Origin of the sequence: Neobacillus drentensis (assembly GCF_021560175.1) — a bacterium.
Classification (GTDB): Bacteria; Bacillota; Bacilli; order Bacillales; family Cytobacillaceae; genus Neobacillus; species Neobacillus drentensis_A.
The window spans coordinates 1,327,400-1,353,693 of the sequence record NZ_CP091110.1 but is presented as its reverse complement, the minus strand read 5'-3'; the positions used below and the strand labels follow the sequence as shown (position 1 = coordinate 1,353,693).

General features: G+C 37.7%; 28 protein-coding genes and 1 other annotated feature (1 of these 29 cut by a window edge). Of the genes, 6 read left to right on the top strand and 22 right to left on the bottom strand.

Annotation, left to right across the window (positions count from 1 at the left end; all coding sequences use genetic code 11):
• Nucleotides 1–203: 203 nt before the first annotated feature.
• From L1999_RS06470 to L1999_RS06435, 8 genes are all read right to left on the bottom strand, one after another.
• Nucleotides 204–458 carry a sporulation-specific transcription regulator SpoVIF gene (locus L1999_RS06470; RefSeq protein ID WP_215040267.1) on the bottom strand — a complete coding sequence of 85 codons (255 nt, stop codon included), beginning with the start codon at nucleotides 456–458 and terminating at the stop codon, nucleotides 204–206.
• Nucleotides 459–599: 141 nt separating this feature from the next.
• Complete coding sequence (locus tag L1999_RS06465) at nucleotides 600–719, bottom strand: YjcZ family sporulation protein (RefSeq protein ID WP_215040266.1); 120 nt, start codon at nucleotides 717–719, stop codon at nucleotides 600–602.
• 108 nt (nucleotides 720–827) lie between these two features.
• Nucleotides 828–1,184, bottom strand: a complete 357-nt coding sequence (spoVAE, locus tag L1999_RS06460) for a stage V sporulation protein AE (RefSeq protein WP_235742800.1) — start codon at nucleotides 1,182–1,184, stop codon at nucleotides 828–830.
• 4 nt (nucleotides 1,185–1,188) lie between these two features.
• Nucleotides 1,189–2,214: a stage V sporulation protein AD gene (gene spoVAD, locus L1999_RS06455; RefSeq protein ID WP_235742799.1), complete on the bottom strand. Its 1,026-nt coding sequence runs from the start codon at nucleotides 2,212–2,214 to the stop codon at nucleotides 1,189–1,191.
• Nucleotides 2,215–2,691 carry a stage V sporulation protein AC gene (gene spoVAC / locus L1999_RS06450; protein WP_215040263.1) on the bottom strand — a complete coding sequence of 159 codons (477 nt, stop codon included), beginning with the start codon at nucleotides 2,689–2,691 and terminating at the stop codon, nucleotides 2,215–2,217.
• 16 nt (nucleotides 2,692–2,707) lie between these two features.
• Nucleotides 2,708–3,175: a YhcN/YlaJ family sporulation lipoprotein gene (locus L1999_RS06445; protein ID WP_235744271.1), complete on the bottom strand. Its 468-nt coding sequence runs from the start codon at nucleotides 3,173–3,175 to the stop codon at nucleotides 2,708–2,710.
• Nucleotides 3,176–3,425: 250 nt separating this feature from the next.
• On the bottom strand, nucleotides 3,426–4,190 hold the full coding sequence (gene fabI, locus L1999_RS06440) for an enoyl-ACP reductase FabI (RefSeq protein WP_235742798.1): 765 nt from the start codon (nucleotides 4,188–4,190) through the stop codon (nucleotides 3,426–3,428).
• Between the two features lie 108 nt (nucleotides 4,191–4,298).
• A complete protein-coding gene (locus L1999_RS06435) occupies nucleotides 4,299–6,158 on the bottom strand; it encodes a monovalent cation:proton antiporter family protein (RefSeq protein WP_235742797.1) in 1,860 nt (619 codons plus the stop codon).
• An 86-nt stretch (nucleotides 6,159–6,244) separates the two neighbouring features.
• Between L1999_RS06435 and prpE the strand changes: the two genes are divergently transcribed.
• Nucleotides 6,245–6,985 (top strand): bis(5'-nucleosyl)-tetraphosphatase PrpE, encoded by a 741-nt coding sequence (gene prpE / locus L1999_RS06430; RefSeq protein ID WP_235742796.1) that lies wholly within the window; start codon nucleotides 6,245–6,247, stop codon nucleotides 6,983–6,985.
• Between the two features lie 161 nt (nucleotides 6,986–7,146).
• Here prpE and L1999_RS06425 read toward each other — a convergent pair whose 3' ends face one another.
• From L1999_RS06425 to L1999_RS06410, 4 genes are all read right to left on the bottom strand, one after another.
• Nucleotides 7,147–8,043 (bottom strand): RluA family pseudouridine synthase, encoded by an 897-nt coding sequence (locus L1999_RS06425; RefSeq protein ID WP_235742795.1) that lies wholly within the window; start codon nucleotides 8,041–8,043, stop codon nucleotides 7,147–7,149.
• 17 nt (nucleotides 8,044–8,060) lie between these two features.
• A complete protein-coding gene (locus tag L1999_RS06420; RefSeq protein ID WP_235742794.1) occupies nucleotides 8,061–8,855 on the bottom strand; it encodes an NAD kinase in 795 nt (264 codons plus the stop codon).
• 49 nt (nucleotides 8,856–8,904) lie between these two features.
• The gene (locus L1999_RS06415; RefSeq protein ID WP_235742793.1) at nucleotides 8,905–9,543 is read right to left on the bottom strand and encodes a GTP diphosphokinase; all 639 of its coding nucleotides are present in this window, start codon (nucleotides 9,541–9,543) and stop codon (nucleotides 8,905–8,907) included.
• A 65-nt stretch (nucleotides 9,544–9,608) separates the two neighbouring features.
• Entirely contained in the window at nucleotides 9,609–9,977 is a 369-nt protein-coding gene (locus L1999_RS06410; RefSeq protein ID WP_235742792.1) for a UPF0738 family protein, read from the bottom strand.
• 155 nt (nucleotides 9,978–10,132) lie between these two features.
• Here L1999_RS06410 and L1999_RS06405 point away from each other — a divergent pair, with 155 nt between their 5' ends.
• From L1999_RS06405 to L1999_RS06395, 3 genes are all read left to right on the top strand, one after another.
• Complete coding sequence (locus L1999_RS06405) at nucleotides 10,133–10,717, top strand: CYTH domain-containing protein (RefSeq protein WP_235742791.1); 585 nt, start codon at nucleotides 10,133–10,135, stop codon at nucleotides 10,715–10,717.
• Between the two features lie 237 nt (nucleotides 10,718–10,954).
• Complete coding sequence (locus tag L1999_RS06400) at nucleotides 10,955–11,365, top strand: globin domain-containing protein (protein ID WP_235742790.1); 411 nt, start codon at nucleotides 10,955–10,957, stop codon at nucleotides 11,363–11,365.
• Nucleotides 11,349–12,227 (top strand): ClpXP adapter SpxH family protein, encoded by an 879-nt coding sequence (locus tag L1999_RS06395; protein ID WP_235742789.1) that lies wholly within the window; start codon nucleotides 11,349–11,351, stop codon nucleotides 12,225–12,227. Before L1999_RS06400 ends, L1999_RS06395 begins: the two co-directional genes overlap by 17 nt.
• A 626-nt stretch (nucleotides 12,228–12,853) precedes the next feature.
• Here the strand turns inward: L1999_RS06395 and pepF are convergent.
• From pepF to spxA, 5 genes are all read right to left on the bottom strand, one after another.
• The gene (gene pepF, locus L1999_RS06390) at nucleotides 12,854–14,674 is read right to left on the bottom strand and encodes an oligoendopeptidase F (RefSeq protein ID WP_235742788.1); all 1,821 of its coding nucleotides are present in this window, start codon (nucleotides 14,672–14,674) and stop codon (nucleotides 12,854–12,856) included.
• 143 nt (nucleotides 14,675–14,817) lie between these two features.
• The gene (locus L1999_RS06385; RefSeq protein WP_235742787.1) at nucleotides 14,818–16,014 is read right to left on the bottom strand and encodes a competence protein CoiA; all 1,197 of its coding nucleotides are present in this window, start codon (nucleotides 16,012–16,014) and stop codon (nucleotides 14,818–14,820) included.
• A 106-nt stretch (nucleotides 16,015–16,120) separates the two neighbouring features.
• Nucleotides 16,121–17,632 (bottom strand): cardiolipin synthase, encoded by a 1,512-nt coding sequence (gene cls / locus L1999_RS06380; protein ID WP_235744270.1) that lies wholly within the window; start codon nucleotides 17,630–17,632, stop codon nucleotides 16,121–16,123.
• Nucleotides 17,633–17,708: 76 nt separating this feature from the next.
• Nucleotides 17,709–18,380, bottom strand: coding sequence for an adaptor protein MecA (gene mecA, locus L1999_RS06375; RefSeq protein WP_235744269.1), 672 nt, complete (start codon nucleotides 18,378–18,380; stop codon nucleotides 17,709–17,711).
• 272 nt (nucleotides 18,381–18,652) lie between these two features.
• Nucleotides 18,653–19,048 carry a transcriptional regulator SpxA gene (spxA, locus tag L1999_RS06370; RefSeq protein WP_205178781.1) on the bottom strand — a complete coding sequence of 132 codons (396 nt, stop codon included), beginning with the start codon at nucleotides 19,046–19,048 and terminating at the stop codon, nucleotides 18,653–18,655.
• 562 nt (nucleotides 19,049–19,610) lie between these two features.
• On the opposite strand from spxA, the gene L1999_RS06365 reads away from it, so the two are divergent.
• Nucleotides 19,611–19,799: a hypothetical protein gene (locus L1999_RS06365; RefSeq protein WP_235742786.1), complete on the top strand. Its 189-nt coding sequence runs from the start codon at nucleotides 19,611–19,613 to the stop codon at nucleotides 19,797–19,799.
• Nucleotides 19,800–19,852: 53 nt separating this feature from the next.
• Here the strand turns inward: L1999_RS06365 and L1999_RS06360 are convergent, their stop codons facing one another.
• From L1999_RS06360 to L1999_RS06340, 5 genes are all read right to left on the bottom strand, one after another.
• Nucleotides 19,853–20,791, bottom strand: a complete 939-nt coding sequence (locus tag L1999_RS06360; protein ID WP_235742785.1) for an ABC transporter ATP-binding protein — start codon at nucleotides 20,789–20,791, stop codon at nucleotides 19,853–19,855.
• Between the two features lies 1 nt (nucleotide 20,792).
• Nucleotides 20,793–21,863: an ABC transporter ATP-binding protein gene (locus tag L1999_RS06355; protein WP_235742784.1), complete on the bottom strand. Its 1,071-nt coding sequence runs from the start codon at nucleotides 21,861–21,863 to the stop codon at nucleotides 20,793–20,795.
• Between the two features lie 17 nt (nucleotides 21,864–21,880).
• Nucleotides 21,881–22,909, bottom strand: a complete 1,029-nt coding sequence (gene opp3C / locus L1999_RS06350) for an oligopeptide ABC transporter permease (RefSeq protein ID WP_235742783.1) — start codon at nucleotides 22,907–22,909, stop codon at nucleotides 21,881–21,883.
• Nucleotides 22,906–23,838 carry an oligopeptide ABC transporter permease gene (gene opp3b / locus L1999_RS06345; RefSeq protein WP_235742782.1) on the bottom strand — a complete coding sequence of 311 codons (933 nt, stop codon included), beginning with the start codon at nucleotides 23,836–23,838 and terminating at the stop codon, nucleotides 22,906–22,908. The genes opp3C and opp3b overlap by 4 nt, the downstream gene beginning before the upstream one ends.
• 113 nt (nucleotides 23,839–23,951) lie before the next feature.
• Nucleotides 23,952–25,637, bottom strand: a complete 1,686-nt coding sequence (locus tag L1999_RS06340; RefSeq protein WP_235742781.1) for a peptide ABC transporter substrate-binding protein — start codon at nucleotides 25,635–25,637, stop codon at nucleotides 23,952–23,954.
• 222 nt (nucleotides 25,638–25,859) lie between these two features.
• On the opposite strand from L1999_RS06340, the gene L1999_RS06335 reads away from it, so the two are divergent.
• The gene (locus L1999_RS06335; RefSeq protein ID WP_235742780.1) at nucleotides 25,860–26,216 is read left to right on the top strand and encodes a hypothetical protein; all 357 of its coding nucleotides are present in this window, start codon (nucleotides 25,860–25,862) and stop codon (nucleotides 26,214–26,216) included.
• A gap of 56 nt (nucleotides 26,217–26,272) precedes the next feature.
• Nucleotides 26,273–26,294 (top strand) — a binding site (T-box leader) (it continues 235 nt past the right edge of the window).

Below are 26,294 nucleotides of genomic sequence, written 5' to 3'. Positions count from 1 at the left end.
AAAATTTCCGGGCAATTTTAACAATAATTTGAGGATATTAACAAATTTCAGGTTGATATTAACAAAATTTGAGAAGACATTACCAAATTTCAGGATTTATTAACAAATCCCCCCTACAACACAAAAAAAAGACAGCCGCACTACACGCACGCCTATCCTGACTCCCTAACCGCCGCCTTTACCAATGACCGCGCGGATACCCTTTATTTTTTATTCATCATTTGGGCAATTGTATTAAAATCAAGCTGCTTGCCATCGTTAACGATGGATTTCACAATTTGATCTTCCATCTCTTTACTTACCGGTTTGTTCGCAATTTGCGATACTCTCTGAATAACATTGCGGACTGTTTTTTCATCTTTGAAATTCGCATTTTGTAAAGAATTAGCTAAATCAAAAATATCTTTCATATTAACGCCAGTTTTCTTTTCAATGTTCTTAAAAAATCCATTATCCATGTTTTAATGTCACGCTCCTTCATAAACTACTTTATTCTATGAAGGAGGAAAAAAAAGGTCCCTAACCCGCTGCTAAAAAATTTATGTAAACAGAAAGGGCTGGCCCTTTTTAGGACCAACCCCCTCCATCATCATTGTTGATTAATAGAAGCTTGCGCCAACAATGATTAAAAGAATGAATAATACTACGATAAGCACGAAAGTGGAACCGTAGCCATAACCGCCGCCGTAGCCGTAGCCGCCGCCATATCCGAAGCACATAGACTGTCACCTCACTTTCGGTAATCTCATTAATAACATATGAAATTACTTAATCATGTGTACTAGGCATGACTCCTAATGGGAAAATTGGCTATAAAAATGAGTATTTCACCCTTTTGGCTTAAAAATTAATGCGCCAATAAACCCAAAAATAATGGCTGCAGAAATCCCGGAGCTTGTTACTTGGAACATCCCTGTTAAAACGCCGATAATCCCGTGTGCTTGAGCATCTTGGAGTGCCCCGTGAACCAAAGAATTTCCAAAGCTGGTAATCGGAATGGTCGCTCCTGCACCAGCAAAATCAACCAGTGGTTCATATAACCCCAATCCATCTAAGATCGCACCAATCACCACCAGCAAGCTCATCGTATGACCCGGTGTGAGTTTAGCGACATCGAATAATAATTGCCCTATCACACAGATTAACCCGCCTACTACAAAAGCCCAAAAGAACATTGCGAGCATGGACTCACCCCTTTTCTCCATTCATCTCGATTGAGACCGCATGGGCAATACATGGAATGGAATCTTTTTGCTGAAAACTAAGCGGGGACAATAATGCTCCTGTTGCGACGACTAATATTCGTTTATATGTCCCCTTTTTCATTTCATTTAGTAAATGACCGTATAATACAGTTGCCGAACACCCGGCTCCGCTGCCACCAGCCATTACCGGTTGGTCTTCCTTATACATTAATAAACCACAGTCCTGAAACTGTCCTTGTTCCAATCTCAATCCACTTTTAGTCAACAATTCAGCCGTAGTATTATGACCTATTCTCCCTAGGTCACCAGTCACAATTAAATCATAATAAGATGGATCTAATTTGAGGTCTCGAAAGTGAGCGATAATGGTATCCGCTGCTGCAGGCGCCATCGCCCCTCCCATATTAAACGGGTCAGATAAACCCATATCAATGACTTTTCCAATTGTTGCCGATGTTGTTACTGGATTATTCATACCGGGTTTATTTTGTTCCACAAGAGCTACTCCTGCTCCGGTTATTGTCCATTGTGCAGTAGGTGGTTTCTGCCCGCCATATTCAGTAGGATAACGGAACTGCTTTTCAACCGCGGAATTATGGCTTGATGCCCCGGTTAAGACATAGTTTGCTCCTTGGTAATTTACGACAAAGGAAGAGAGGGCTAATCCCTCCATAGAGGTGGAACAGGCACCAAACAAACCAAAATAGGGAATCTGCATTGTCCTTGCAGCAAAGCTTGTTGGGGTTATTTGATTAATCAAGTCGCCAGCAAATAAAAACTGAACCTGTTCTTTTTGGATTTCCCCTTTTTTCAGTGCTACCTTAATCGCTTCTTCAAGCAATATTCGGTGGGCTTTTTCGTAAGATTCTTGTCCCATCCATAAATCGTCATACAGCAGGTCAAAGTCATTTGAAAGATTACCGTTTGCCTCGAACGGTCCCCCTGTTACACCTGTTGCTGTAATCATTGGCCGATTGTCAAAAACCCATGATTGCTGCCCTTTTAACAATTACAAAACCCCCCAGATCACAAGTAGCGTCTTAATTAATGCAACAACAAATGCCGAAAATACTCCGAATAAAATAACGGAACCTGCAAGTTTAAACATATTTCCGCCTACACCAAGTACAAACCCTTCAGTCCGGTGTTCAATGGCTGCAGAGATAACAGAATTACCGAAACCCGTTACCGGTACCGCACTCCCTGCACCAGCAAATTGGCCAATATGATCATAAACACCAAAGCCTGTTAACAGCATCGAGAAAAAGACCATGGTTGCAACAGTAGGATTTCCAACGTTCTGCTCGGTGAAGTTAAAATAATATATGTAAAAATAACTGACTGCTTGGCCAATCAGGCAAATTAGCCCGCCAACTAAAAATGCCTTAATACAATTTTTTAAAACTGGACGCTTCAGTTCATGCTTTTGTTGAAGTGTTTGATAGTTTTTCTGCTGAGGGGTCATTTTTTTCTGCTTGCTGGCCATTTCCATACATCCTTTCTTACTTCATATCTTCCGTCATTTTCACAATTTCCTCTAAACGTTTTTCAGCCTTAGAATGAGATAATCTTCCTGATTTCATTTTTTCATTCAGTCTGACTGCTTCCAGGAAAATCTTGTAATCGCTTGATACCGTAAAGTTTTCCTTTGGATGTTCTTTCTCCAATTTCTTATTTAGATTTTTTTCGATTGTCTTCATCTTAAACCTGTGCATATGCTTTACTTTATAGACCACTAATGTATCTTTATCACCTTTGACGACCGCGACATCATACAGTTCTGGTAAAGAACTTACATCTCTTTTAATATCCTCTACCCGGTTGTTATTCTTCTTCCCCTTGGTACTAAGCGGGGTCGGGTTTGTCGTTTTCATCAATGCCATTTGGCTTTCTTTTACAGGCTGATCTTGAGTACAAGCTGTTATAAATAACAAACTCGTCCATACAAATAATTGATAGGCAGCTTTCATCTTGTTCACTTTCCTTGTCTCATGAAGTGGTTGAATGCTACTTTAGTTTCTTCGATATCCAGTAAAATTATGACTGAATACCATGCAACAATAAATAAAAAAACTGCCAGAATTACCAGCAGTTTACCATTATCTTAAATTTTGGTTCACCCTTAAACTTTTAGGCGCTTGGGCTGACGACGACAGTCCAAAATATTGTATTTCCCATACGATATAAAAGCCTGCTAAAAAGAAAGCAGGCTTGGACTTACTAAAGAATATGGTACCCAGAGTCAACATGGATGTTTTCACCCGTTATGCCGCGTGAAAAATCACTGAATAGGAATACGGCAGTGTCACCGACTTCTTCTGGGGTAGTGGTTCTCCGTAATGGTGCTTTTGCTTCAATCTCACTTAAAATGGAATTGAATTCTCCAATTGCTTTTGCTGATAAGGTCCGAATCGGGCCCGCTGAGATGGAATTCACACGAATACCATCTTTCCCTAAATCTGCAGCCAAGTAGCGGACACTAGCATCCAAGGAGGCCTTTGCAACACCCATAACATTATAATTTGGAATCGCGCGCTCACCGCCTAAGTATGTTAGAGTGACAATACTGCCCCCTTCAGTCATCAATCTGCGTGCCACTTTCGCTACAGCAGTCAACGAATACGAACTGATATTTTGGGCCAACAGGAATCCATCTCTGGAAGTATTAGCGAATTCACCTTTTAAATCCTCTGTCTTTGCAAAAGCAATACAGTGTGCTAAACCGTGAATGGTACCCACTGCTTCCTTAATTTCAGCAAAGCAGGTTTCAATTGCTTCATCACTTGTTACATCGCAAGGAAGCACAAGGGTTCCCTCTGCTTCTAGTGAATTGGCTAATTCACGAACACTGCTTTCAATTCTTTCTCCCGCATATGTAAAAATTAATCGTGCGCCTGCATTGTGAAGCGATCGGGCAATTCCCCAAGCGATACTGCGTTTATTGGCTACACCCATTACAACAAAAGTTTTTCCAGAAAGATTCATATTAAAAAAGTCCTCCTACTATAATTACAAGATATTAGTACTTGGTACTAATTTTACACTAATTCACTATAAATGAAAAGGTTCGGTTACTATTCTTTCCAAAACTCTTTAGCACGTTTCACAAAATTCCAATTCCCGTTTCAATTCAACTACATACTCCTTTGACCCAGTCACAATTAAACGATCATCTAGTTCCAATTCTGTATCACCATGTGGAACAATAGAATCCTTTCCTCTAAAAATCCGAACAAAGATCACATCACCTGTAAATGGAAATTGCCGCAAAGACATTCCACTAAAACGGCTGTTTAACATCTTGATTTCATATAATCCTGTCTCTTGATTCGTCAAGATATTCATAACGGTTGGAGATTCAATTAAGGCACGGAGCAGTGTTTTCGTTGACATAAACGAAGAGAACACTTCTATATTTTCAGCACGAAGAGTTTGTTCCAGCTCTGTGCTCTCAATTCGGGCTATGACCCTGGAAACTCCGTTTTCCTTTGCTTCAAGTGACAAACTTGCGTTTAATTGCTCATCCCCAGTAGAAACGACCACAATATCTGATTTGAAAGCATTTGTTTTGGAAATAGACTCGCTCGAATAATCGATGATTTCTACAATTTCAAAAAGTGAGTTAGCAATTTGGTTATCTGATTTTTCCATTTTCGTATGATAAAGAATCGGATCATACAGACCTGACTTTAATTCTTGCGATAAAGATAGCGTTACCTGGGTTGCCCCTAAAAATGCCACACTAACCTTTTTACTCGCTGTCGCTTCCATTGGGAAAAGCTTTTTAAACACAATTGGTGTAAAAATTGAAGTGATCACAGCAACCAAAATTAAAGTACCACTCATTTGTGGAGTGATCACTTCCATCCTTTCTCCAATCGTTGCCGCAGCAATCACGAGTGAAAGGGTAGAAGTAAGCAAAAAGCCCGAAGATAGAACCGTTTTGGTATCATACCAAATTTTTAATAGATAAACTGGGACAAGCTTTGATAACAACAGCCCAATTAATAAAAGCGGTATGAGCAGTAGGAGCTTCTTCTCGCTAAAAAGTGACCAAACATCTAGATTTACTCCGACCATCACGAAAAAAATAGGGATTAAAAATCCATAGCCAAAGGAATCCAGCTTATGGACCAATTCTTGATTGGGGGATAGTAAGGAAACTAAAACACCTGCTAAAAAGGCTCCCAGGATATTTTCCGCACCTACTGTCTCCGATAAACCTACCAATACAATGATCAGTGTAAAAACCGCTCTAGTCCCAATTTGCACGGTTCCGGTCGATAATGTTTCAATAAAGGTACGTGTTTTAAATTTCTTACCAATAAAATAAAGAACAATCCCAGCCCCAAATAAAATCAAGAGGAGCCATGTATTTCCATGCCCCGCCTCATTTAGGGAAACAAAAACGGCTAATAAAATCATCGTCACTAAATCAGCTATTACCGCAACAAGCAAGATAATTTGCCCGATGACGGTTTTCATCAAATGGGCCTCTTTTAAGGTTGGTACCACTACTCCTAACGAAATGGTAGAAATAATTAAGGTCATCAGAAAGGCATTGTCAATAAATCCTGCTAAAACAAATAAATAAGAGAGAATTAAGGAAAATATAAAAATTCCCGCAAAAATCGCTGTTGCTGCTACAAAGGTATTTGGTTCCTTTTTCCCATTTGCAAGTACTTCCCTTTTTTTGCTGCCGCTGAAAGCTGTAAAATCAATTTCCAATCCGCTTAAAAACATCAGGAAAATGAAGCCAAGGGTCGAAAGAGTGGATAGCCAGACATCTTGATGGACAATATCAAAACCGGTCTTTCCAATTATCAGACCCATAATAATTTCAGCAACCACAACAGGGATAAAATTCAATTTAAATCGATGCAGGATAATGGGCGTTAAAAATGCGGTTGTCACAACAACAAGCAGAGAAAGAACAGAAACGTGTTGTTCCATTGTGTTTACCACCTTTCAAACCTAGATTTCTTTCTTATAAAAGCAAACGATTAAACTAAAGATAAATACTAAAAGGGGGAAATCCTATGAAAATTGATATAATCGGTGACATTCATGGTTGTTTTGATGAATTTAAAGAATTAACTTCACAGCTTGATTACAGTTGGGAGACTGGGTTGCCCGTTCATCACGACGGGAGGACGCTTGGCTTTGTTGGCGACTTAACCGACAGAGGTCCAAAATCCCTTCAGGTTATTGACACCATTTGGCAGCTCGTAATAAAACAGCAAAACGCCCATTACACACCAGGTAATCATTGTAATAAACTGTATCGCTATTTTCTCGGCAATAAAGTACAGGTGACGCACGGACTTGAAACAACAGTGGCAGAATATGAATCAATATATAAAAAAGATCAGCATTCCATTCGTAAAAAATTTATCGAGCTATATGAAAAAGCCCCGCTTTATTTAGTATTAGATAATGGAAAGCTTGTTATAGCCCATGCTGGAATTAAAAAGGAATATATTGGTCAAACACATGGAAAAGTAAAAGAATTTGTCCTTTATGGTGATATTACAGGTAAAAAGAATCCGGATGGAACACCCGTTAGATTGGATTGGGCAAAAAATTATCATGGCGATGCCTGTATTGTTTATGGTCATACTCCGGTCAAAGAGCCGCGGATTATTAATAACACGTATAATATTGATACAGGAGCAGTATTTGGCGGTAAATTGACTGCATTACGTTATCCAGAAATGGAATTAGTATCTGTTCCTTCTACTATGCCATACATTGAAGAAAAATTTAAACAATTTGATTAGAAAAAGCGAAGCGCCTATTTAGCCATTATGGCCTGAGTGCTTCGACTTGGATAAAGGAAACACGGAGAGAGAAAGCGATTCGATGTTGACTTATGAAGGACACTAGGCGCTGGAGCTGGACAGTTCTCAAAGCCAATTTAAAAGGCTGACCGCTAATCAAGCTAGTCAGCCTCTAATAATCGAGTCATATCTTCTGGCGGAACAGCTGCAAAGGACATATCCTCTTTATAAAAGGGGTGTTGGAATTGAATTTTTTTACAATGAAGAGCTTGCCGTTTAATTAAGGCTGTCTCTCCTCCATATAAATCATCTCCGAGCAGTGGATGTCCAAAAAAGGACATATGAACTCTTATCTGATGGGTCCGGCCTGTTTCTAGCCCAAGTTCAATATGAGTAAATGTAGAATACCTTTTTAAGACCCGATAATGGGTACACGCATATTGACCATCATCCCGGACTTCCCGTTCAATAATGCTATCTTGTTTCCGTCCAATCGGTTCAATAATGCTTCCATGTTCAGATGCTAGTAAACCTCCCGCAAAAGCTTCATATGTTCGTTTCACCAATCCATTTTGCTGCATTTTACTAAATAAGTGATGAACATGACGGTGCTTGGCAATTAATACAATCCCCGACGTGTCACGGTCCAGTCTTGTGACGATATGGGAAGTGGACTGAATACCCGACCGCTGGTAGTAGCCCACAAGTGCATTAGCAAGGCTGCCATTTGGATGTTCGCGGGAAGGGATCGTGTTCATCATCGCCGGCTTGTTTACCACAAGTAAAAATTCATCTTCATACAAAATGGACAACGGGATATCCTCTGCCTTTACCCCCTCACTCGGAATTTCAGCAGGAAAAATCACCGTTAACGAATCACCTTCGTTTAGCCGATATCTTACATTTACTTCCTCATGATTAACAAGAATAAAGCCGCCCTTAAATTTAATGTCCGTTAAAGATATTCGGGAGATTTCCTTTTGTTTCAAGAATTCCTTTATTGGTATACCTGCACTGGACTCATCAATGATCCAGCTCAATTTAAAACGTGTTTCCATCAGTAAGGTCCTCCGGCTTAATCAGAGATAAATGAATCATGGACCCTTTTCCAAAATGGAAACGGTCTGAAACGGGCAAAACGGATCTTCTCCTCAGGTACCCTGAATTGAATAGATTTAACATCTTTATGGAGTAAAGTCAGGTGATCAATGGTAATTTGAAAATCTGATTTTTTAACTGGCTTAAGCATACAGGTATGGTGTGCTGGCAGAATTAGCGGTGAGCCAACTGTTCGAAACACCTTGTTATTAATGGAGGCCATTTCCGCAACTTGTAAGGCTGAGATCGATGGATGAATAATTGCCCCGCCAAGAGCTTTATTATAAGCCGTACTTCCAGATGGAGTAGAAACACACAGGCCATCACCACGGAAACGTTCAAAATGTTGGCCCCGAATTTCAACGTCCATGACAAGAGTACCTTCAACACTTTTCACCGTTGATTCATTAAGCGCCAAGTACCGGGATTCTTTTCCGGCGTGTGTATATCGGATAATGACTTCAAGGAGTGGGTATTCTACGACTTGGAAAGGAGTTTTCGCAATGGCGATGACAAGCTTTTCAATTTCATCCGGTATCCAATCTGCATAGAATCCTAGGTGCCCGGTATGTATTCCGACAAATGCTGTTTTACTCAATCGGCTGCTATAGCGGTGAAAAGCATAAAGAAGTGTCCCGTCACCGCCAATGGAAACAACAATATCAGGTTGGTCTTCATCGTATATAAGGTCAAAATCCAGTAAATATGTCCTCATTTTATGCATTAAAATATTGGACTTTTGATCTCCCTTTGAAGTAATCGCAAATTTCATCTTATATTCTCCTTAAAAATAGGCTTTCAAAAGGAAAACAGGCTTTACGTTAGTTTTTTTCCTCTTGTGTCAATTCCTTTTTCCGTGTAAAGAATGCTTGTGCTTCCTGGATCTCACCGCGTATTAATGACATTTCCTCATCTAAACGAAATGCTGCTTCTGCTGCTCTTTGTAATCTCATTTTGATATCGGAAGGAAATACCCCTTTATATTTATAGTTAAGGGAATGTTCAATCGTGGCCCAGAAATTCATCGCCAATGTCCGTATTTGAATTTCAGCAAGGATTTTCTTTTCCCCATGAATCGTTTGGACGGGATATTGAATGACCACATGGTAGGAGCGGTATCCACTTGTTTTTTCATGAGAGATATAATCTCTTTCTTCAACAATTTCAAGATCATTGCGGTTTCTTAATAAATTAACAACGGTGTGTATATCATCGACAAACTGACACATAATCCGCATGCCGGCAATATCCTGCATCTCCTCTTCCAGGCTTTCAAGCGGAATCCCTTTTTGGTTCGCTTTATCGAGAATACTAGCAATTGGTTTGACTCGTCCTGTTACAAATTCAATCGGTGAATGAGAAGAATCAAACTCGTATTGCCCTCTCATCCCTTTTAATTTTACCTTTAATTCTGATACAGCCTGTTTATAAGGCGCTAAAAATTGATCCCAGTGCTTCATGATTCCACCTCGAAAAAACAATATCGTTAGAAAAGGGCAACTTTTACTTTTTCGCTCTCTTCAAGCTAAACGGATAAGAACAATCTCTCAACCTTCGTTACCAATTCATCACCATAGTTACTGTTACCCTTAATATTACTTAGAATATATTCTAATTCCTCATGAAAATTTATGAGTTCAATTTGTTCCTTATTTGATCTTACTAGAACAGGTAGTTTTTGCTCGTTTGCCGTTTTTAAATAAGACCATAGACCTTCTGATAAAACAATATATGTATAGTCTTCTTGATCTTCCATAAGATAAATAAATGCGCTATTATCCGAATCAACAAGTATTTGTTCCCCAGGAATTAACCCATTAATGGATTCATCCGTTTCTAAAATTAGCTTTGAATCCGTTAAAACTGCTGTTTGAATGATTATTTTCTTCTTCATGTTTAAACCTCCATCTTTACCTTCCTATTTTAGCATAATCAGACCATTTCTCCCAAGGATTGCTTTTTTAAAAAGCGGCAAGATTCGGAAACTAGACAACAGTCAAAGTTCATCGGTATGATGAAATCATCTATTTGGTGAAAGGAAGAAAGAGGATGTCACAAAATATCGAAATTGAGTTTAAAAACCTGCTCACAAAAGCAGAATATGAAAGAATTTTAGTGGCGTTTAACATAGCGGATAATCAGATTTTCACGCAGGAGAACTTATACTTTGATACAGTTGATTTCGCGTTAAAGAATACGCAAAGTGCACTAAGGATCCGAAAAAAAGGCACGGATTATGTTATGACCCTCAAACAGCCAAGAGAAATTGGGCTGCTTGAAACCAATCAAAGATTAACCAGTGAGGAAGCTTCTGCAGCTATTCATAATGGCAGACTGCCAGAGGGGCAAATAAAACAATTAATTGAAGAAAATAACATCTCGTTTTCCAAGATTGAATATTTTGGTTCTCTGATCACCAATCGGGTTGAGATTGTCTATAAGAAAGGACTGCTCGTCCTTGACCACAGTATTTATCTTCAACAGGAAGATTATGAAATAGAATATGAAGTTGAAGACTATCAAGAAGGCCTAATAAACTTCCAGGCCCTTCTGAACCGCTTTAAGATTCCAGAACGTCATACCGAGAATAAAGTCCACCGCTTTTATAACCAAAAAGATAAACAAACTAAATGAATGAGAAGCAGCCTTTTTTATATAAAGGCTGTGTAAAAGGTTATTGTGGATTTTTTATCTTGTTGATTGGAGCGGAAAGCGAAGCCGCCTGGAGCGGAAATCACCATTCAAGCTTAACAAAGCCTATATAAAAAAATAGGCAGCTTAAAAATCAGTCCTTTTCAAGGCAATTCATTTGAGATATGAATTGGGCATTGTTAAAATATGAATACAATAAAGATGAAAGGAGTTGTCAACATGATTGATAAAAAGCTTACACCATTCGAAGTAATTGGTGAAGATACACTACACCGTCTTGTCGACACTTTCTATAGCCTTGTTGCACAACATCCTGACCTTGCGCCCATATTTCCAAATCAATTCTCAGAAATTGCCCGGAAACAAAAGCAATTTTTAACCCAATATTTAGGAGGACCTCCTCTCTATACAGAAGAACATGGTCATCCGATGATGCGAGCACGTCATTTGCCATTTCCAGTTACACCAACCCGTGCAACGGCTTGGTTATCTTGTATGAAGAAAGCAATGGACCTCGTCGAATTAGAAGGACCGGTAAGAGAAGAATTTTACGCACGGCTATATCTTACGGCTCAACATATGATTAACACGCCAGATGATGGTGAGATTACGGGTGAAAATCGTGAATAATTCTTCATCCCCTGTCCCCAAGAATCATTTCAGAGGCAATGACAAAAAGCCAATCGAAATCTATATGTTTATTGATCCGTTATGCCCTGAATGCTGGGCATTAGAGCCGATTCTCAAAAAACTTAAAATTGAGTACGGCCGGTACTTTTCGATTAAGCATGTATTAAGTGGACGATTAGCTAATTTAAATTTGAGTAAAAAGAAGAATTATGAAAATATCGCTCAGGTTTGGGAAAAAACAGGCAGCAGATCAGGAATGTCTTGTGATGGTACACTTTGGTTGGAGAATCCGATTGATAATCCTTACATTGTTTCTATTGCGATTAAAGCTGCAGAATTACAGGGTAGACGAGCGGGCTTACGTTTCTTCCGCAAAATTCAGGAAATGTTATTTTTAGAAAAGCAGAACCCTTCAAACCTTGAGGTGTTAAAGAAATGTGCGGATCAAGCTGGCTTAGATGTCGAGGAATTCATGAAAGATATTCATTCCGACAGCGCGGCCAAAGCCTTTCAATGTGATTTAAAAATCACTTCTGAAATGGATGTAAGTGAAATTCCAACCCTCGTATTTTTTAATGAAAATATCGAGGATGAGGGGATTAAAATTACCGGTTCTTATCCTTATGAGGTATATGTACAAATTCTCGAAGAGATGCTTTCTGAAAGCCCTGAAAAATCTCCACCACCGCCACTAGAAGCTTTTCTTAAATTTTTTAAGCTTGTTGCTTCTAAAGAAATTGCTGTTGTTTATAATATGTCCATTTCCCAGATTGAACGGGAAATGAAGAAGCTTTTGTTGAAACAGGTGGTTGAGCAAATACCCGCAAAATACGGTACATTTTGGCGATATATTGATGAATAGACAAATGTCATAACAAGGATTGACATTTGTTTTTTTATCTAAAAAGCTCCAGCACTTTAAATATCAAAATAATTTTTTATTGGAAACGAAAATGCCTTGCAGCTTTACAACTGCAAGGCATTTTTCTATTATTACGAACAAAGGGGATGGGAGAAATTTTTCACGGTCAAACAAAGGGGTATATGTTTGTTGTGATCAACTTCACGTATAAAATATACCACGCAGGATTAGCATGTGACAATATGTTTGTGCTTTATTTCACATAATTGTCAAAAAGTAATAAATTCACCTAATCGACAATAGATATACTATAAGTAATCGAAAAGGTGGACGTTATATGGGCAAATTACCTTACATCATTATGATCCTTTTTATTGTTATCGCCTTTTTTCTTAATCTTCTGGCACTGATTCACATTTTCCCAATGCTGCTGAGTTTTCCTATCTTGTTTATATCTATTCTAATTTTTACTGTTTATCTGAATGATCGGAGACGGTTTAGAGGTTTTTAAAAGGATGGAGCCCTTATGGCCCATCCTTTTTTGATAAAACTATATCTTGGATTGTTGTCCGGTTCAAGAACCCACATGATTACAGAACTGCCCTAAACGGACGACTTTACTTTTCTTATCCTAATAGTTTTTCTAATTCATTTAATTTTTCTTCAAATACCTTACATGCATCCTTAATTGGCGAAGCACTGGTCATATCGACTCCTGCTTTTTTAAGGACTTCAATTGGATAGTCAGAACTTCCAGCACTTAAGAACTCTTCAATATACCGCTTAACCGCCGGCTCGCCTTCTTCTAGAATCTGTTTGCTTAATGCTGTGGCTGCACTAAATCCAGTTGCATATTGATAGACATAATAATTGTAATAAAAATGCGGAATTCTTGCCCATTCCAAACCGATTTCTTCATCAATAAAAATATCTTCCTCACCGTAATACTTCTTATTTAATGCATAATAAGCTTCAGTTAAAGAATCGGCTGTCAATGCTTCATTATTTTGTGCCTTTTGATGAATTAAATGTTCAAATTCAGCAAACATAGTCTGACGGAACACAGTTCCTCTAAAGCCCTCTAGATAATGATTCAATAGATAAATCCTTTTTTGTTCGTCATCAATGGTTTTTAATAAATAGTCATTGAGGAGTGCCTCATTACAAGTTGAAGCTACTTCCGCCACAAATATCGAATAATTTCCATATGCATACGGCTGATTTTTACGTGTATAGAAACTATGCACAGAGTGGCCAAATTCATGGGCGAGCGTAAATAAATTATTTACATTATCCTGCCAGTTCATTAAGATATATGGATGGGTTCCGTAGGCCCCAGAAGAATAGGCACCACTGCGTTTACCCTTGTTTTCATGAACATCCACCCAGCGGTTTTCGAAGCCTTTTTTTAGGATGTTTGAATATTCCTCCCCTAATGGTGCAAGACCCTTGATAACTAAATCTTTTGCATCCTCATACTTGATTTCCATTTTTACATCTTTCACTAGCGGAGTATACAAATCATACATATGAAGCTCTTCAAGCCCAAGTACCTTCTTCCGCAGCTTGACATAACGATGTAACAAGTGAAGATTCTCCGTTACGGTATCGACTAGGTTATCGTACACACTCTCCGGTATGTTATTCGCTGATAATGCTGCATGTCTTGCGGAATCATATTTCCTAACTCTCGCATTGAAATTATCCTTTTTTACATTTCCGCTAAGCGTACTTGCAAAGGTATTCTTAAAAGCTCCATAGGTTTTATAAACGGCTTGAAAAGCGTCACGTCTAACACGCTGATCCGCACTTTCTAAGAAGCGGCTGTAGCGCCCATGCGTTACTTCAACCTCTTCTCCGTTTTCATCTTGAATGGTAGGAAATTCTATATCTGCATTGTTCAACATACCAAATGTATTACTTGAGGCATCCATTACTTCACTTGCCTCAGCCAACAACGCTTCCTGTTCTGCACTTAAAACATGCGGTCTTTGTAAATTGATTTCTTCCAGCGCGTGTTCATATAATTTTAATTCTGGCTGTTCATTTAAGAAGTTATTTACCTTGCCCTCGTCAATTGAGAGAATTTCCGGGACAATAAAGGCTAGCTGACTCGCAGCTTGGGAATAGAGATTTTTCATCCTATCATCTAAGCCTTGGTAAAAGGAGTTTGTTGTATCTTGGTCGTAACGCATATGTGAATATGTATAAAGCTTGCCGATCCGTTCTAACAATTTGTCTTGGAACTGTAAGGCTTGATAGAGTGTTTCCGCACTCTCTCCTAATTTGCCTTCGTATTGCTTTATCTCAGGGATTTGATTCTTAATTTCTTGATACTCTTTTTCCCAGTCCTGATCACTTGCAAAGATATCTTCTAATTTCCAGGTGTCCTCAACTGGAATTTCACTTCTTGCTGGCAGCTGCTTTACTTTAGTTTCATTGGCCATTTATTTATCCTCCATTCATTTTACTTGGAAAAACTTACTATTAACTTATTCTCCTTTTTTGCCTTTTTTCCTTTAAAACCAATCAAAATGCCCTCCTACTATATTATGCCCAGATGGCGATTATTAGTATTAATTTCCCGTTTCTATGGCCTTGCTAACATTTTTTCATATTGAACTAAGAAAACTCGTTTGGCTTCATCTCTTTCACGATTTGATTGCGGGATTAAGATCTTCTTTTGTACTTCAAAAACAGAGTCGACCTTCCTAGTTAGAAAGTTTAATTTCTCTAGAAGCTCTAAATATTCAATTATTGCCGAGAATGGATTTACATCAATTATTTGAGGGTGGCTGCGAATGATCACCTGTTTGTTAAAGATTCTTTTTTGAAAGGAAGCATAAATTTCCTTTAGCGAGATGAGATCTTGGGGATTTTTGTTAGCTAACACATCGACAAACAAATAGGTTTGCCAAATAAACGGAGGTGTTTGAATAAGGACCGAATGGGTAACTGGCAAACCAATTTGTGGAGGAAGAAGAAAGAGATTTAACCCTTGGTTATAGACCTCCTGCAGAAATGGCCTATGCTCTCTGCTTGGGTGAAGCGCCCAGTTGAAGATATATCTTTCCATTTCTCTATTCCAGCTTTCTTGGGTTGGGGGATGATCATGATTGGGCTCTAGTACAGAATCTAGTTTAAGGGTTTGAATGGGCAGGAATGACACATGTGCGAAAGAGTTTTTGATGGAGATTGGAGAAATCGACTCCACTAGTTGAAAGAGTTGTTTTTCGGAGCTATAAGCGGGTATATAAAGTCGTCCAGATGATGCAGGTCTTAAAAATGAATAATGGAAATTTGACAATGTGATAAGATTTTTGCGTTTTTGATGAAGATGGCAGCTAGATAGGACCCAGAATGGTGTATAACCATTCTCTAAATAAGTGATCGTTCTTTTCCTAAAAACTTTATCAGGTAACGAAGAACATTGATACTCTAGTGCAAACTTCTGTCCTTTAAATTTGAACATAATATCAGGCCGTTGTTGGATGTTACGGTCATAATATTCTAACTCAGACGGTATATTTTGTTTACTAAGCCATTGGAAAAGCTGCTTCTTCCCTTCAACATGTTCATATGATTCATTTTCAAAACTTTCACGGCATTGGCTGCCCTGTTTATGGGCAAAATGAAAGATTCTTTGATCTCCCAGTTTTAACAAAACGGTTTCCCTGCAAATCGGACAAACGAATTCTTCCTTATTGCGCAATGACATTAGTGTTTCTTTTCTATAATCAAATCCTAGGCAAATCTTTTTACCTGTATTGGTTAATGCAGTTAACAAATCATTCCCCTCCTTTTTTACCTATCAATTCGACTATCGCCCTGTATTTTCCTTTTAATTATAAAAAAACTCGCCGATTTTTCGACGAGTTTCATCATTTCGCCACTTAAAGTAGTGGGGATAAGAGTCTAGCAGTTGATTCTAAAATTCTAAATCCAATATGCCGTTGCTTAAAAGTTTCCAATTCAAGCTGTCGTGCAAACTTTAAATCATTGATATATTCCTCAACGAGCTCTTCTGTACTTTTTGTCCGAAACAAAAACGCATTTACTTCAAAATTCAAGTGAAAGCTTCTCATATCCATATTAGAAGTTCCAATCGAAGCGAGCTCGTTATCGACAATAACAATTTTACTGTGCATAAACCCGCGTTGATATTCGTATACCTTTACACCTGCTTCCAGCAACTCCGGAAAATAAGACCTTGATGCATGAAAAACGATTCGTTTATCCGGCCGGTTAGGTACCAGGAGTCTTACATCCACACCGCTCAATGCTGCCACTTTGATGGCAGAGAATATATCTTCGTCTGGAATAAAATAAGGGGATGCAATCCAAACAGACTTTTCAGCAGAAGCAATCATGGAGAAAAAGATGTTTTTAATGGTACTCCACTCATTATCAGGACCGCCTGCAATAAGCTGTACTCCACCATGATGTTTATGATCTATTTGAGGTGAAAGGTATTCTGCCGTTAAAAAACTATGGTTGGTCATATAATACCAGTCTTGTAAAAAAATTAATTGGAGTGTTCGAACCGCTTCACCCTTAAGCATTAAATGGGTATCGCGCCAAAAGCCAATTTCTTTGTTTCTGCCTAAATATTCATCACCAATGTTCAAGCCGCCGACAAAACCAATGTTTCCATCAATGACAATGATCTTTCGATGATTACGAAAGTTAAATTTATTATTTAAAAAAGGCAATTTTACAGGCCCAAACGAAACGGCCTCAATACCAGCATTTCTCAAAGCATTAATGTAGTGTTTAGAGAGCTGCCAAGAGCCGACTGCATCATAAAGAAAACGAATCTTAACCCCTTCACTTGCTTTTTGAATTAAGATTTCTTTTATTTCTTGGCCAATCTGATCATGACGAACGATATAATATTCTAGGTGAATATGATGCCGCGCCCTTTTTAGTTGTTCCATAATATGTTGAAAGGTTTCTTCCCCATTAGTTAAAACTTTTGTAGCCGTATCAAAAGAGATGGGACTATTCCCTAGTTTCTGAGCCAGCTTAAATAACTTCCCTTGATGCTGCCCCATCAAATTGAGTTTCTCCTGACCTCTTGGGTCGTCTTCTCCCTCAACTGTTAGGAACGCTTGCTTATCAAGAAAATACTTCTTTCGGAACATCTTTTCCTTTCGATAATTCCGTCCAAATAATAAATAAAAAATAAAGCCGATAAGCGGGAAACTCCCTAAAACCACTAACCAGGTAATGGTTTGTGTTGGGTGACGATTTTCAAAGAAAATGACAAAACCTATAAAAATAACAGACAGTGTAATTAATACACTCAAAAATCCGAAAATGCCGCTTTCCAGCTGATCTTTAAATAAAAACAATAGTCCGGACAAAACCGCTAAAAATAAGATCACCCTCACTGTGTTTTTCAGGGTACTCACCTGCCAAAATTATCAATTATTCATAATGATAAAAAGACCGATTTCAAATGTGAAATCGGTATAATTATTAGCTGAAATATTTACGTACTTCTGCGAAAACATCTTTCGCCATAATCTCTTTTCCATATTCCTGAATCCGATGAATGGTTAGTTGTGTTTCATAACCATATTCCAGTAAAATACTTAGGATATCATCAATTTCATCTTCTTCATATAAATCTTCCGGAAATTCTGTATATAAATAATATTTTCCTTCAAAGTGATAAAGCTTCGTATCTAAATTATCTAAACCTTCCCGATTCGATAGGCTAATAATATCCTCAAAATCCTTAAAGGCTAGGAGAAATTCCAAAGACTCTTCCTCAAGCATTAAGCCTTCTTCTTCGGTATGAATAGGGCTAAAATGCTGATCTAAGATCTCTTCAATTTTGTCATCACCGGGAATGTCCTTCATTTTTTCATTAGGGATAGGGAGTTCAAACTTTTGTCCGTCTTTTGAAAGTTGGGCCTTAGTAACAAGAACCTCTAACCCTTTATCAAGCGCTTGGACTTGGATCCATAGTGGGCCTTCTACGACAAAATCTTCCTCGCCATGAACTTCATCCATCATTTCCCAAAAGAGTTCCTCACTGCGTTCCCGATTGTACCAGATTTCCTCACGGTCAAAGCCTCTCTCCTCAATATCACCATAGGAAATGTAGAACTTCACAGTATATTCATCGATTCGTTCAATCTCCATCATAACCTCTCCCTTCCGTTTCCATATTGAAGGGACTAAATACCCCCAAGCAGATAATACTATTATGATTTACATGTAAAAAAGGAAATACTCTTGTACTTTCATTTTATGATAAAAGTTCTGATATGGGAAATAAAAAACAATAAAATCTTAAAAACCGTGTTTTTGCCTAATGATTAATATAGGATATTCCTTTTATAATAGCAAAATGAGTGATATTATACAAATTTATTGGTTATACAAAAGAGACCTCCATAAAGAAGGTCTCATAATTAGTTAACCATTTTTTGAGCTTCACGTAATTGAAAGGTTCTAACCCTTCTAGGTAAGAAACGTCTAATTTCATCTTCATTGTAACCAACTTGCAGACGCTTTTCATCAATGATAATTGGTCGTCGCAATAAACCAGGATTTTCTTTTATTAATTTAAATAAATCCTGTAATGGCATGGTATCTAAGTTTACATCTAATTTTTGGAAGGTTTTCGATCTGGTTGAGATGATTTCATCGGTGCCATCTTCAGTCATTCGTAAAATTTCTTTAATCTCCTCCATGGATAGGGGCTCTGAGAAGATATTTCTTTCTGTGTATGGAATTTCATGCTCTTCTAACCATGATTTTGCTTTTCTACATGATGTACAACTTGGTGAAGTGTATAGTGTTACCATCTGTTCTTCACACTCCTCTTTAATTTACATAAATGTAATCTTATATAGTCATGTACCCATTATTATTGTGGAAGAAACCCTTTTCGTAATTAAAATAATTATAAATAAGTAATTTCTATCATAAATTATACACCACTGGTTCCAAAAAAGGTATCCCTTTTAAAAAAATTATATCGACAGAAAAACATTCTTTTTTCTATGGTTACAAGATATTAGACGATTAATAAACCAAAAAGTTTCATATTTTTTAAGTATATTTGCTTGCAAATTAGAATAAATCTTACTTTCAATAATACATTGTTCGTAATTAGCATCATCTCTTTGTGGGTAATATACATTAAATATCTCAACATGCCTTTTATGGTCTTAATTTTATAATTCTTTGCTTAAATTACTCTTAACTTTTTTCTCAATTAAAGAAATCCAAATGAAAACGCATTCATTCTTTAAGTGAATTTCTTATAATTTTCCTTTCAATAAATTACGAGTTCTTTTACAATAAAGAAGAGAAGTGATTTTTTCCTTACTTTATTTAATCTAATTAGCTATTTTGGAGGGATTCATGTTGGGTGATTACATAAAAGATTTGATGATTGTTTCATTATTAATTATTGGAATTACAGCTTTTATGGGTGTGATAACCAACGGTATTGGGGAAAAAGTATTTGGCGGTAAACGTAGAACTGAATTTACAGATGAAAGCGCTAAATATCGAAATGGCTGGAAAATGGTGGGCGGCAAAAAACACTAATCCATTTTCAAGATAAAAAACGATCTCAAAAAAATCGAGATCGTTTTTTTTTACTATTTAGAAATCGCTTGATATTGTTTGAACTCTTTTTCTGAACAAAGAACAAAGTGACCAGGAGTTACTTCTCTAAATTCAAGAGCTTCATTGTCAGCATAATTGTGAGATGCTGGATCGTAAGGTCTCCGCTTTCTTGTTCTCTCGCTTATTGGATCTGGAGCAGGAATAGCAGATAATAGTGACTGTGTATAAGGATGTAGTGGATTTTTATAAAGCTCATCTGCAGGTGCAAGCTCGACCATTTTACCAAAATACATTACACCAATTCGGTCACTTATATATTTAACCATTGATAAATCATGCGCAATAAACAGATAGGTCAACCCTTTTTCTTTCTGAAGCTTTTTCATTAAGTTAACTACCTGCGCTTGAATGGAAACGTCCAATGCAGAAATCGGTTCATCCGCAATAATGAATTCGGGCTCAACTGCAAGAGCACGGGCAATCCCAATACGTTGACGCTGTCCGCCGCTAAATTCATGTGGATAGCGATTCGCGTGCTCTCTATTCAAACCGACCGTCTCAAGAAGATCATAAACCCGATTCATCCGCTCTTCCTTCGTTTTTGCCAATCCATGAATATCAATGCCCTCAGCAATAACATCTGCAATTTTCAACCTCGGATTTAAAGAAGCATATGGGTCCTGAAAAATCATTTGCATCTTACGATTAAATTCTTTTAATTGCTTCTTGGACTTTTTCCCATGAACATTAACACCATCATATAAAACTTCTCCACCTGTAGCATCATATAATCGAATAATCGTTCTGCCTGTTGTGGATTTACCGCAGCCAGATTCACCTACAAGCCCCATTACCTCGCCTTTAAAGATATCAAAGCTGACATTGTCAACTGCCCTTACTTCATTTGGCTTACCTGGGTTAAAATATTGCTGCAAGTTTTTAATTTCAAGTAGTTTCTCTCTCTGTGCCATCTTATTTTCCCTCCTTTGAACTAGGGAATTTGCTTGCACCATTAGTGCCTACATACTGATTTTGGCGTCTCTTAACGGCTTCAGGGGGCTCAACCTTTGGAGCATCCGGGTGTAATAACCATGTTGCAGCATAGTGGGTATCGGATACTTTAAAGAATGGAGGCTCCTGCTCCAAGTCAATTTTCATTACATAAGGGTTTCTTGGTGCAAATGCATCACCTTTAGGCGGGTCCAATAGATCCGGCGGTGTACCAGGTATAGAGAATAACTCTTCATCATCTGTATCCATATCCGGCATTGAACTAATCAATCCCCATGTATAAGGATGCTGCGGATTATAAAAAATTTCATCCGCCGTGCCGATTTCAACAATTTTTCCGCCATACATTACCGCAACACGGTCAGCCACATTTGCAACCACACCTAAGTCATGCGTAATAAAGATAATAGATGTATCAATCTTCTTCTGTAAGTCCTTCATTAATTCTAAAATCTGTGCTTGAATGGTAACATCAAGAGCAGTTGTAGGTTCGTCTGCAATAAGAACCTTAGGATTACAAGCCAATGCTATGGCAATTACCACCCTTTGTCTCATACCGCCTGAAAATTGATGCGGATATTGATCTACGCGAATTTCAGGTTTTGGAATACCAACAAGCTTTAATAGATCGACTGCTCTTTCTCTTGCAGCATGCCTGCTCATATTTTGGTGCTTAATAAGCGGCTCCATAATCTGGTTGCCAATTTTCATGGTTGGATTTAAGGAAGTCATTGGATCCTGGAAAATCATCGAAATATCTTTTCCACGAATCTTTTGCATTTCTTTATCTTTTAATTTTGTTAAATCTTTGCCTTCGAAAAGAATCTGGCCGCCTTTTATTTCAGAATTATGTTCAGGAAGTAAACGCATGATTGATTTGGTTGTGACCGATTTTCCTGAACCTGACTCACCCACAATAGCCAGAGTTTCTCCATTATATAAATCAAAACTCACACCACGAATAGCTTTTACTTCACCCGAAAAGGTATGAAATGATATATTTAAGTCCTTTACCTCTAAAATTTTCTCCATTTACATCCACCTGCCTTCTAATCACGCATTTTTGGATCCAATGCATCACGTAATCCGTCCGCAACAAGGTTGAAGCATACCATGATTATCGCAATCATAATGGAAGGAATAATCATTTGATATGGAAAAGCGATCATTGATTTAAATCCTGCATTTACTAATGTTCCTAAAGATGCATGAGGTTCTTGTAATCCTAGCCCAATAAAACTTAGAAATGCTTCAAAGAAAATAGCATTCGGGATGGAAAACATCGTATTAATAATAATGACACCAAACATATTTGGAATCATATGTTTAAAAATAATAGATGAATTTGAAGCACCTAAAGTTTTAGCTGCCAAAACAAATTCTTGGCCCTTAAATTTTAATACTTGCGCACGTACCACACGAGCCATACTCGTCCATCCCGTAATTGTTAAGGCGATAATAATTGGGATAATTCCGGGTTTTAACACGAGAATCATCAAAACAACGACAATCAGGTTCGGAATACCGACGATAACCTCGATGATCCTCTGCATTACACTATCCGTCCGACCACCCAAATAACCGGATATGGCTCCATAGGCAACCCCAATAACCATATCAATTAACGCAGCCATGAAGGCGATAAATAGAGATACTTGTGTACCTTTCCATACACGTGCAAATTGGTCACGGCCTAAGCCATCGGTGCCAAACCAATAATAAGCATCTACTTTACGTACTTCATAGGCGTTATATTCAGTGCCATCTCTTCTAGTCAAGGTACCATCAAAAGGAAGCCAGTGAACATTTTCTAATCCTTGTATACGCGGCGGCAAATTATTATGTTTAGTATTTTGCGTGTCATAGGCATAAGGCGTAATCATAGGGCCAACGAAAGCCATGATAATCATAATTACTAGAATGACCATGCTGATTACTGCACCTTTATTCTTCCGGACCCTTAGCCATGAATCCTGCCAGAAATTCAAACTTGGTTTTGCAATTTTTTCACTTTTTGATGGATCAATATGGGCAGGAGCAAACATATCCTTTGAAATTGTTATGTCTTTGTTGCTCATTTAGTTTTCCCCCCCGATACACGAATACGTGGGTCGATGATTCCATAAAGAATATCAACAATCAAGATGACGACGATAAATAGTACCGCAAATAAAATGTTAGTTCCCATAATTACGGGGTAATCATTCATATTAATTGATTTAACAAACTGCTCACCGATACCTGGTATCCCAAAAATTTGCTCAATTACCAGTGAACCGGTCATTAAGCTAACTGCTAATGGTCCCAAGACAGTTACAACAGGAATTAAAGCATTTCTTAATGCATGTTTAAAGCTGATTTGCCAGCGGCTTGCCCCTTTAGCTCTCGCCAAAGTAATAAAATCTGACCCTAAAACTTCCACCATTTCCGTACGCATAAAACGGGCCGCAATCGAAATTGGGAACATGGCGAGTGCGATTGTGGGAAGTATGGTATACTCCGGCCCTTTCCATAACATTACTGGCAGCCAACCTAATTTAACTGAAACATAGTATTGCAATAAACCAGCAAAAATAAAGGATGGAATAGACTTACCTACTACTGCGATAAAAGTAGAACCATAGTCAATCCAGGTATTTTGTTTTAGAGCAGCTAACACTCCTAATAAGATACCTAAAATGGAACCTACAATCATAGCTTGCAAACCTAATTGAGCAGAAGGTCCAAGTCGGTTACCAATAAGTTCTGTTACAGGGGTATTATCAAATTGGAAGGAAACTCCTAAATCCCCTTTTACCAAGTTCACCATATAGTTGTAATATTGAACAGGCACGGGGTCGTTCAAGCCATATTTATTCAGTAAGATATTACGCTGAACTTCAGTAAGCTTTTCGAAGTTATTAAAAGGACTACCAGGAATTAGCTTCATGAGGAAAAAGGTAAGCGATGTTACGACAAAAAGTGTAATAATCATATAGCCAACACGTTTTAGTATATATTTGACCATGCCTACACCTCCTAATTAGTTAAATTTTCGACATATTACGACAATTCTCATACAGGTAAAAAGAGAGTATATTGGTGAAATATACTCTCTTCATATTTGATTAGTTATAGCTACTATTTTGTGATTTTAATCCACTGGTAACTATAGTCAGGACCAAATGCATGGTGTGCAAAGCCTTTAACTTTTGGATTGATCAAGATGTTAACAGAACGTTGGTAAAGTGGCGCAATGGCAGCATCGTCCTCTAACAAGATTTTCTCAGCATCTTGAAGTGCTTTCCAGCGTTCTTGTGGCTTAGCAACAAGGTCTTCGTTAGCTGCTTTGATTAATTTATCAAATTTAGGGTCGCTATAGCTCATATGGTTTTGGCCTCCGCCAGTAACCCATAGATCCATGTATGTCATTGGGTCAGCATAGTCTGGTCCCCAACCACCCATTAATAAATCATAATCTTCAGCATCTTCACGAGCGATACGAATTTTGAATGGTACAGCCTCAATGGTAATCTTTAATCCTGGTAGGTTCTTTTCTAATTGGTCTTTGATGTAGGCATCAGTAACTTTTGAAGTTTCAGTGTCTTGACCAACATAAGTAAAGTTTACTTCTTTCAGACCAGTTTCAGCAAGTCCCTTTTTCCAAAGTTCTGCTGCTTTTTCTTTATCAGATTTTAGGTATGTTCCAGCAGTATCACGGAAATCCTTACCATCTAAGAAAGCGAAGCCTTTTGGAACTAGGAAGTCAGCAGAAATTGAACCATTTGCTAATACATCATCAACTAACGCTTTTTTATCAACAGAAAGTGCGATAGCTTTACGGATGTTAACATTTTTCAATGCTGGGTTCTTTTCGTTCATTTTTAACCACCAGATAGATGGCTCTTGGTAACGAAGTAGATCATCTGCTCCTTCAAATTGTGAAAGGATTGCAGCTTGAGCTAATTTTGGTGTAATATCAGCTTCCCCAGCAGTATATGCGTTTGCGGAAGCTTGTGGATCTTTAGAAACGTTGAAGTTGATCTTTTTAAGAGTAACTTCTTTGGCATTCCAGTAATCCGCATTTTTTTCTAATACCCATTCAGTTCCTGTAGGGCCATCCCACTTAGTCATTTTGAATGGACCATTGAATAGAATGTGAGCAGCATCTTTTGCATAATCAGCGCCTTGTGCTGTAACATACTTTTCATTTTGTGGGTAGAATAATGGGAATGTTAAGTATGATTCGATGTATGGAAGAGCTCTTACTAGCGTGATTTCAACTGTATTATCATCTAATGCTTTAATCCCTAAATCTTCAAGCTTAGCTTTGCCAGCTACGATTTCAGAAGCATTTTTGATTTTACCTTCCATGAAGTATGCGCCGTATGGAGCAGCTACTTTAGGATCGATTGCACGTCTCCATGCAAATACGAAGTCATTTGCGGTAACAGGGTCACCGTTTGACCATTTAATATCTTTTTTCAATTTGATTGTGATAACAGTTTTGTCATCATTATAAGTTGGCATGCCGTCAGCAACACCAGGAATAACTTTTTGATCTGGATCCAAACGATATAGACCTTCGTTTGTAGCATTAAGTGTTGTAAAGCTTAATGTGTCTTGAGACATTACACTGTCCATTGAAGGAATTTCAGCGGATTCCAAAACATTAAGTTCTTGTTTATCTGCTAATTGCTCTGTTTTACCAGTGCTTTTTCCATCAGATGAGCTTGTGTCTTTCTTACCACCGCCAGAACATGCTGCTAAGAACATGCTAAGTACTAGTGATAGTACTAAAAGTAGTGAGAGTTTTGATTTCTTCACTAGTAGACCTCCCTTTTCTATTATTCTGAAAAATTACTACATTCTCTATTATACATATTTTCAACAAATTGTACATTACTTTTTGAAAATTAATTTACATTTTCGAAACATTCATTACGTAATCATGACAATTGTCTATGTTATAATTTAGACTTATACAGTAATTTTTTGTATACTGTACCCTAGTTTCACTTGTTAAATCAAGCTTTTGGAGGTCATCTCTTGAAATTTAATGTTAAGAAAAATTTTATAATTCTCTCTATTACGCAATTCATAATTGTCATATTATGTTTTATTATTCATCACAAAATCACTCTAGTTAGCTATATCGATATATCTTTTTATGTTACTTCAGGGTACATTTTGTTATCTTTATTACTCTTTACCATTCATAGCGGTTTTTATGATGTCATGTCAAAATCCCTAAATCTTTTCTTTTCCCGTGGGAAAGATAAAAGAAGATTTGAGGACATTCCTGGATTATCGGAATTAATTACTTTAAACGGAAAGCCGCTCTTTCTTCATGGACTCATTACTGGACTATTAATGGCTGCTGCTCTCATGGTCCATTATGCTTAACTCACTTGAAATACATGATTGCTTTCAGCTATAATGTGACTAAACGCATATATATTTCAAAAGCATTGATAAAGAGTA

Coding starts and splice junctions, on each gene's coding strand:
- L1999_RS06415 (WP_235742793.1), bottom strand. CDS start 9,543: ATGAAGCACTGGGATCAATTTTTAGCGCCTTATAAACAGGCTGTATCA.
- spoVAC (WP_215040263.1), bottom strand. CDS start 2,691: ATGGCCAGCAAGCAGAAAAAAATGACCCCTCAGCAGAAAAACTATCAA.
- L1999_RS06360 (WP_235742785.1), bottom strand. CDS start 20,791: ATGGCACAGAGAGAGAAACTACTTGAAATTAAAAACTTGCAGCAATAT.
- L1999_RS06425 (WP_235742795.1), bottom strand. CDS start 8,043: ATGGAAACACGTTTTAAATTGAGCTGGATCATTGATGAGTCCAGTGCA.
- opp3b (WP_235742782.1), bottom strand. CDS start 23,838: ATGGTCAAATATATACTAAAACGTGTTGGCTATATGATTATTACACTT.
- L1999_RS06420 (WP_235742794.1), bottom strand. CDS start 8,855: ATGAAATTTGCGATTACTTCAAAGGGAGATCAAAAGTCCAATATTTTA.
- L1999_RS06470 (WP_215040267.1), bottom strand. CDS start 458: ATGGATAATGGATTTTTTAAGAACATTGAAAAGAAAACTGGCGTTAAT.
- spxA (WP_205178781.1), bottom strand. CDS start 19,048: ATGGTAACACTATACACTTCACCAAGTTGTACATCATGTAGAAAAGCA.
- fabI (WP_235742798.1), bottom strand. CDS start 4,190: ATGAATCTTTCTGGAAAAACTTTTGTTGTAATGGGTGTAGCCAATAAA.
- mecA (WP_235744269.1), bottom strand. CDS start 18,380: ATGGAGATTGAACGAATCGATGAATATACTGTGAAGTTCTACATTTCC.
- pepF (WP_235742788.1), bottom strand. CDS start 14,674: ATGGCCAATGAAACTAAAGTAAAGCAGCTGCCAGCAAGAAGTGAAATT.
- L1999_RS06465 (WP_215040266.1), bottom strand. CDS start 719: ATGTGCTTCGGATATGGCGGCGGCTACGGCTACGGCGGCGGTTATGGC.
- L1999_RS06365 (WP_235742786.1), top strand. CDS start 19,611: ATGTTGGGTGATTACATAAAAGATTTGATGATTGTTTCATTATTAATT.
- spoVAE (WP_235742800.1), bottom strand. CDS start 1,184: ATGCTCGCAATGTTCTTTTGGGCTTTTGTAGTAGGCGGGTTAATCTGT.
- L1999_RS06445 (WP_235744271.1), bottom strand. CDS start 3,175: ATGAAAGCTGCCTATCAATTATTTGTATGGACGAGTTTGTTATTTATA.
- L1999_RS06405 (WP_235742791.1), top strand. CDS start 10,133: ATGTCACAAAATATCGAAATTGAGTTTAAAAACCTGCTCACAAAAGCA.
- L1999_RS06410 (WP_235742792.1), bottom strand. CDS start 9,977: ATGAAGAAGAAAATAATCATTCAAACAGCAGTTTTAACGGATTCAAAG.
- L1999_RS06435 (WP_235742797.1), bottom strand. CDS start 6,158: ATGGAACAACACGTTTCTGTTCTTTCTCTGCTTGTTGTTGTGACAACC.
- prpE (WP_235742796.1), top strand. CDS start 6,245: ATGAAAATTGATATAATCGGTGACATTCATGGTTGTTTTGATGAATTT.
- L1999_RS06355 (WP_235742784.1), bottom strand. CDS start 21,863: ATGGAGAAAATTTTAGAGGTAAAGGACTTAAATATATCATTTCATACC.
- opp3C (WP_235742783.1), bottom strand. CDS start 22,909: ATGAGCAACAAAGACATAACAATTTCAAAGGATATGTTTGCTCCTGCC.
- L1999_RS06400 (WP_235742790.1), top strand. CDS start 10,955: ATGATTGATAAAAAGCTTACACCATTCGAAGTAATTGGTGAAGATACA.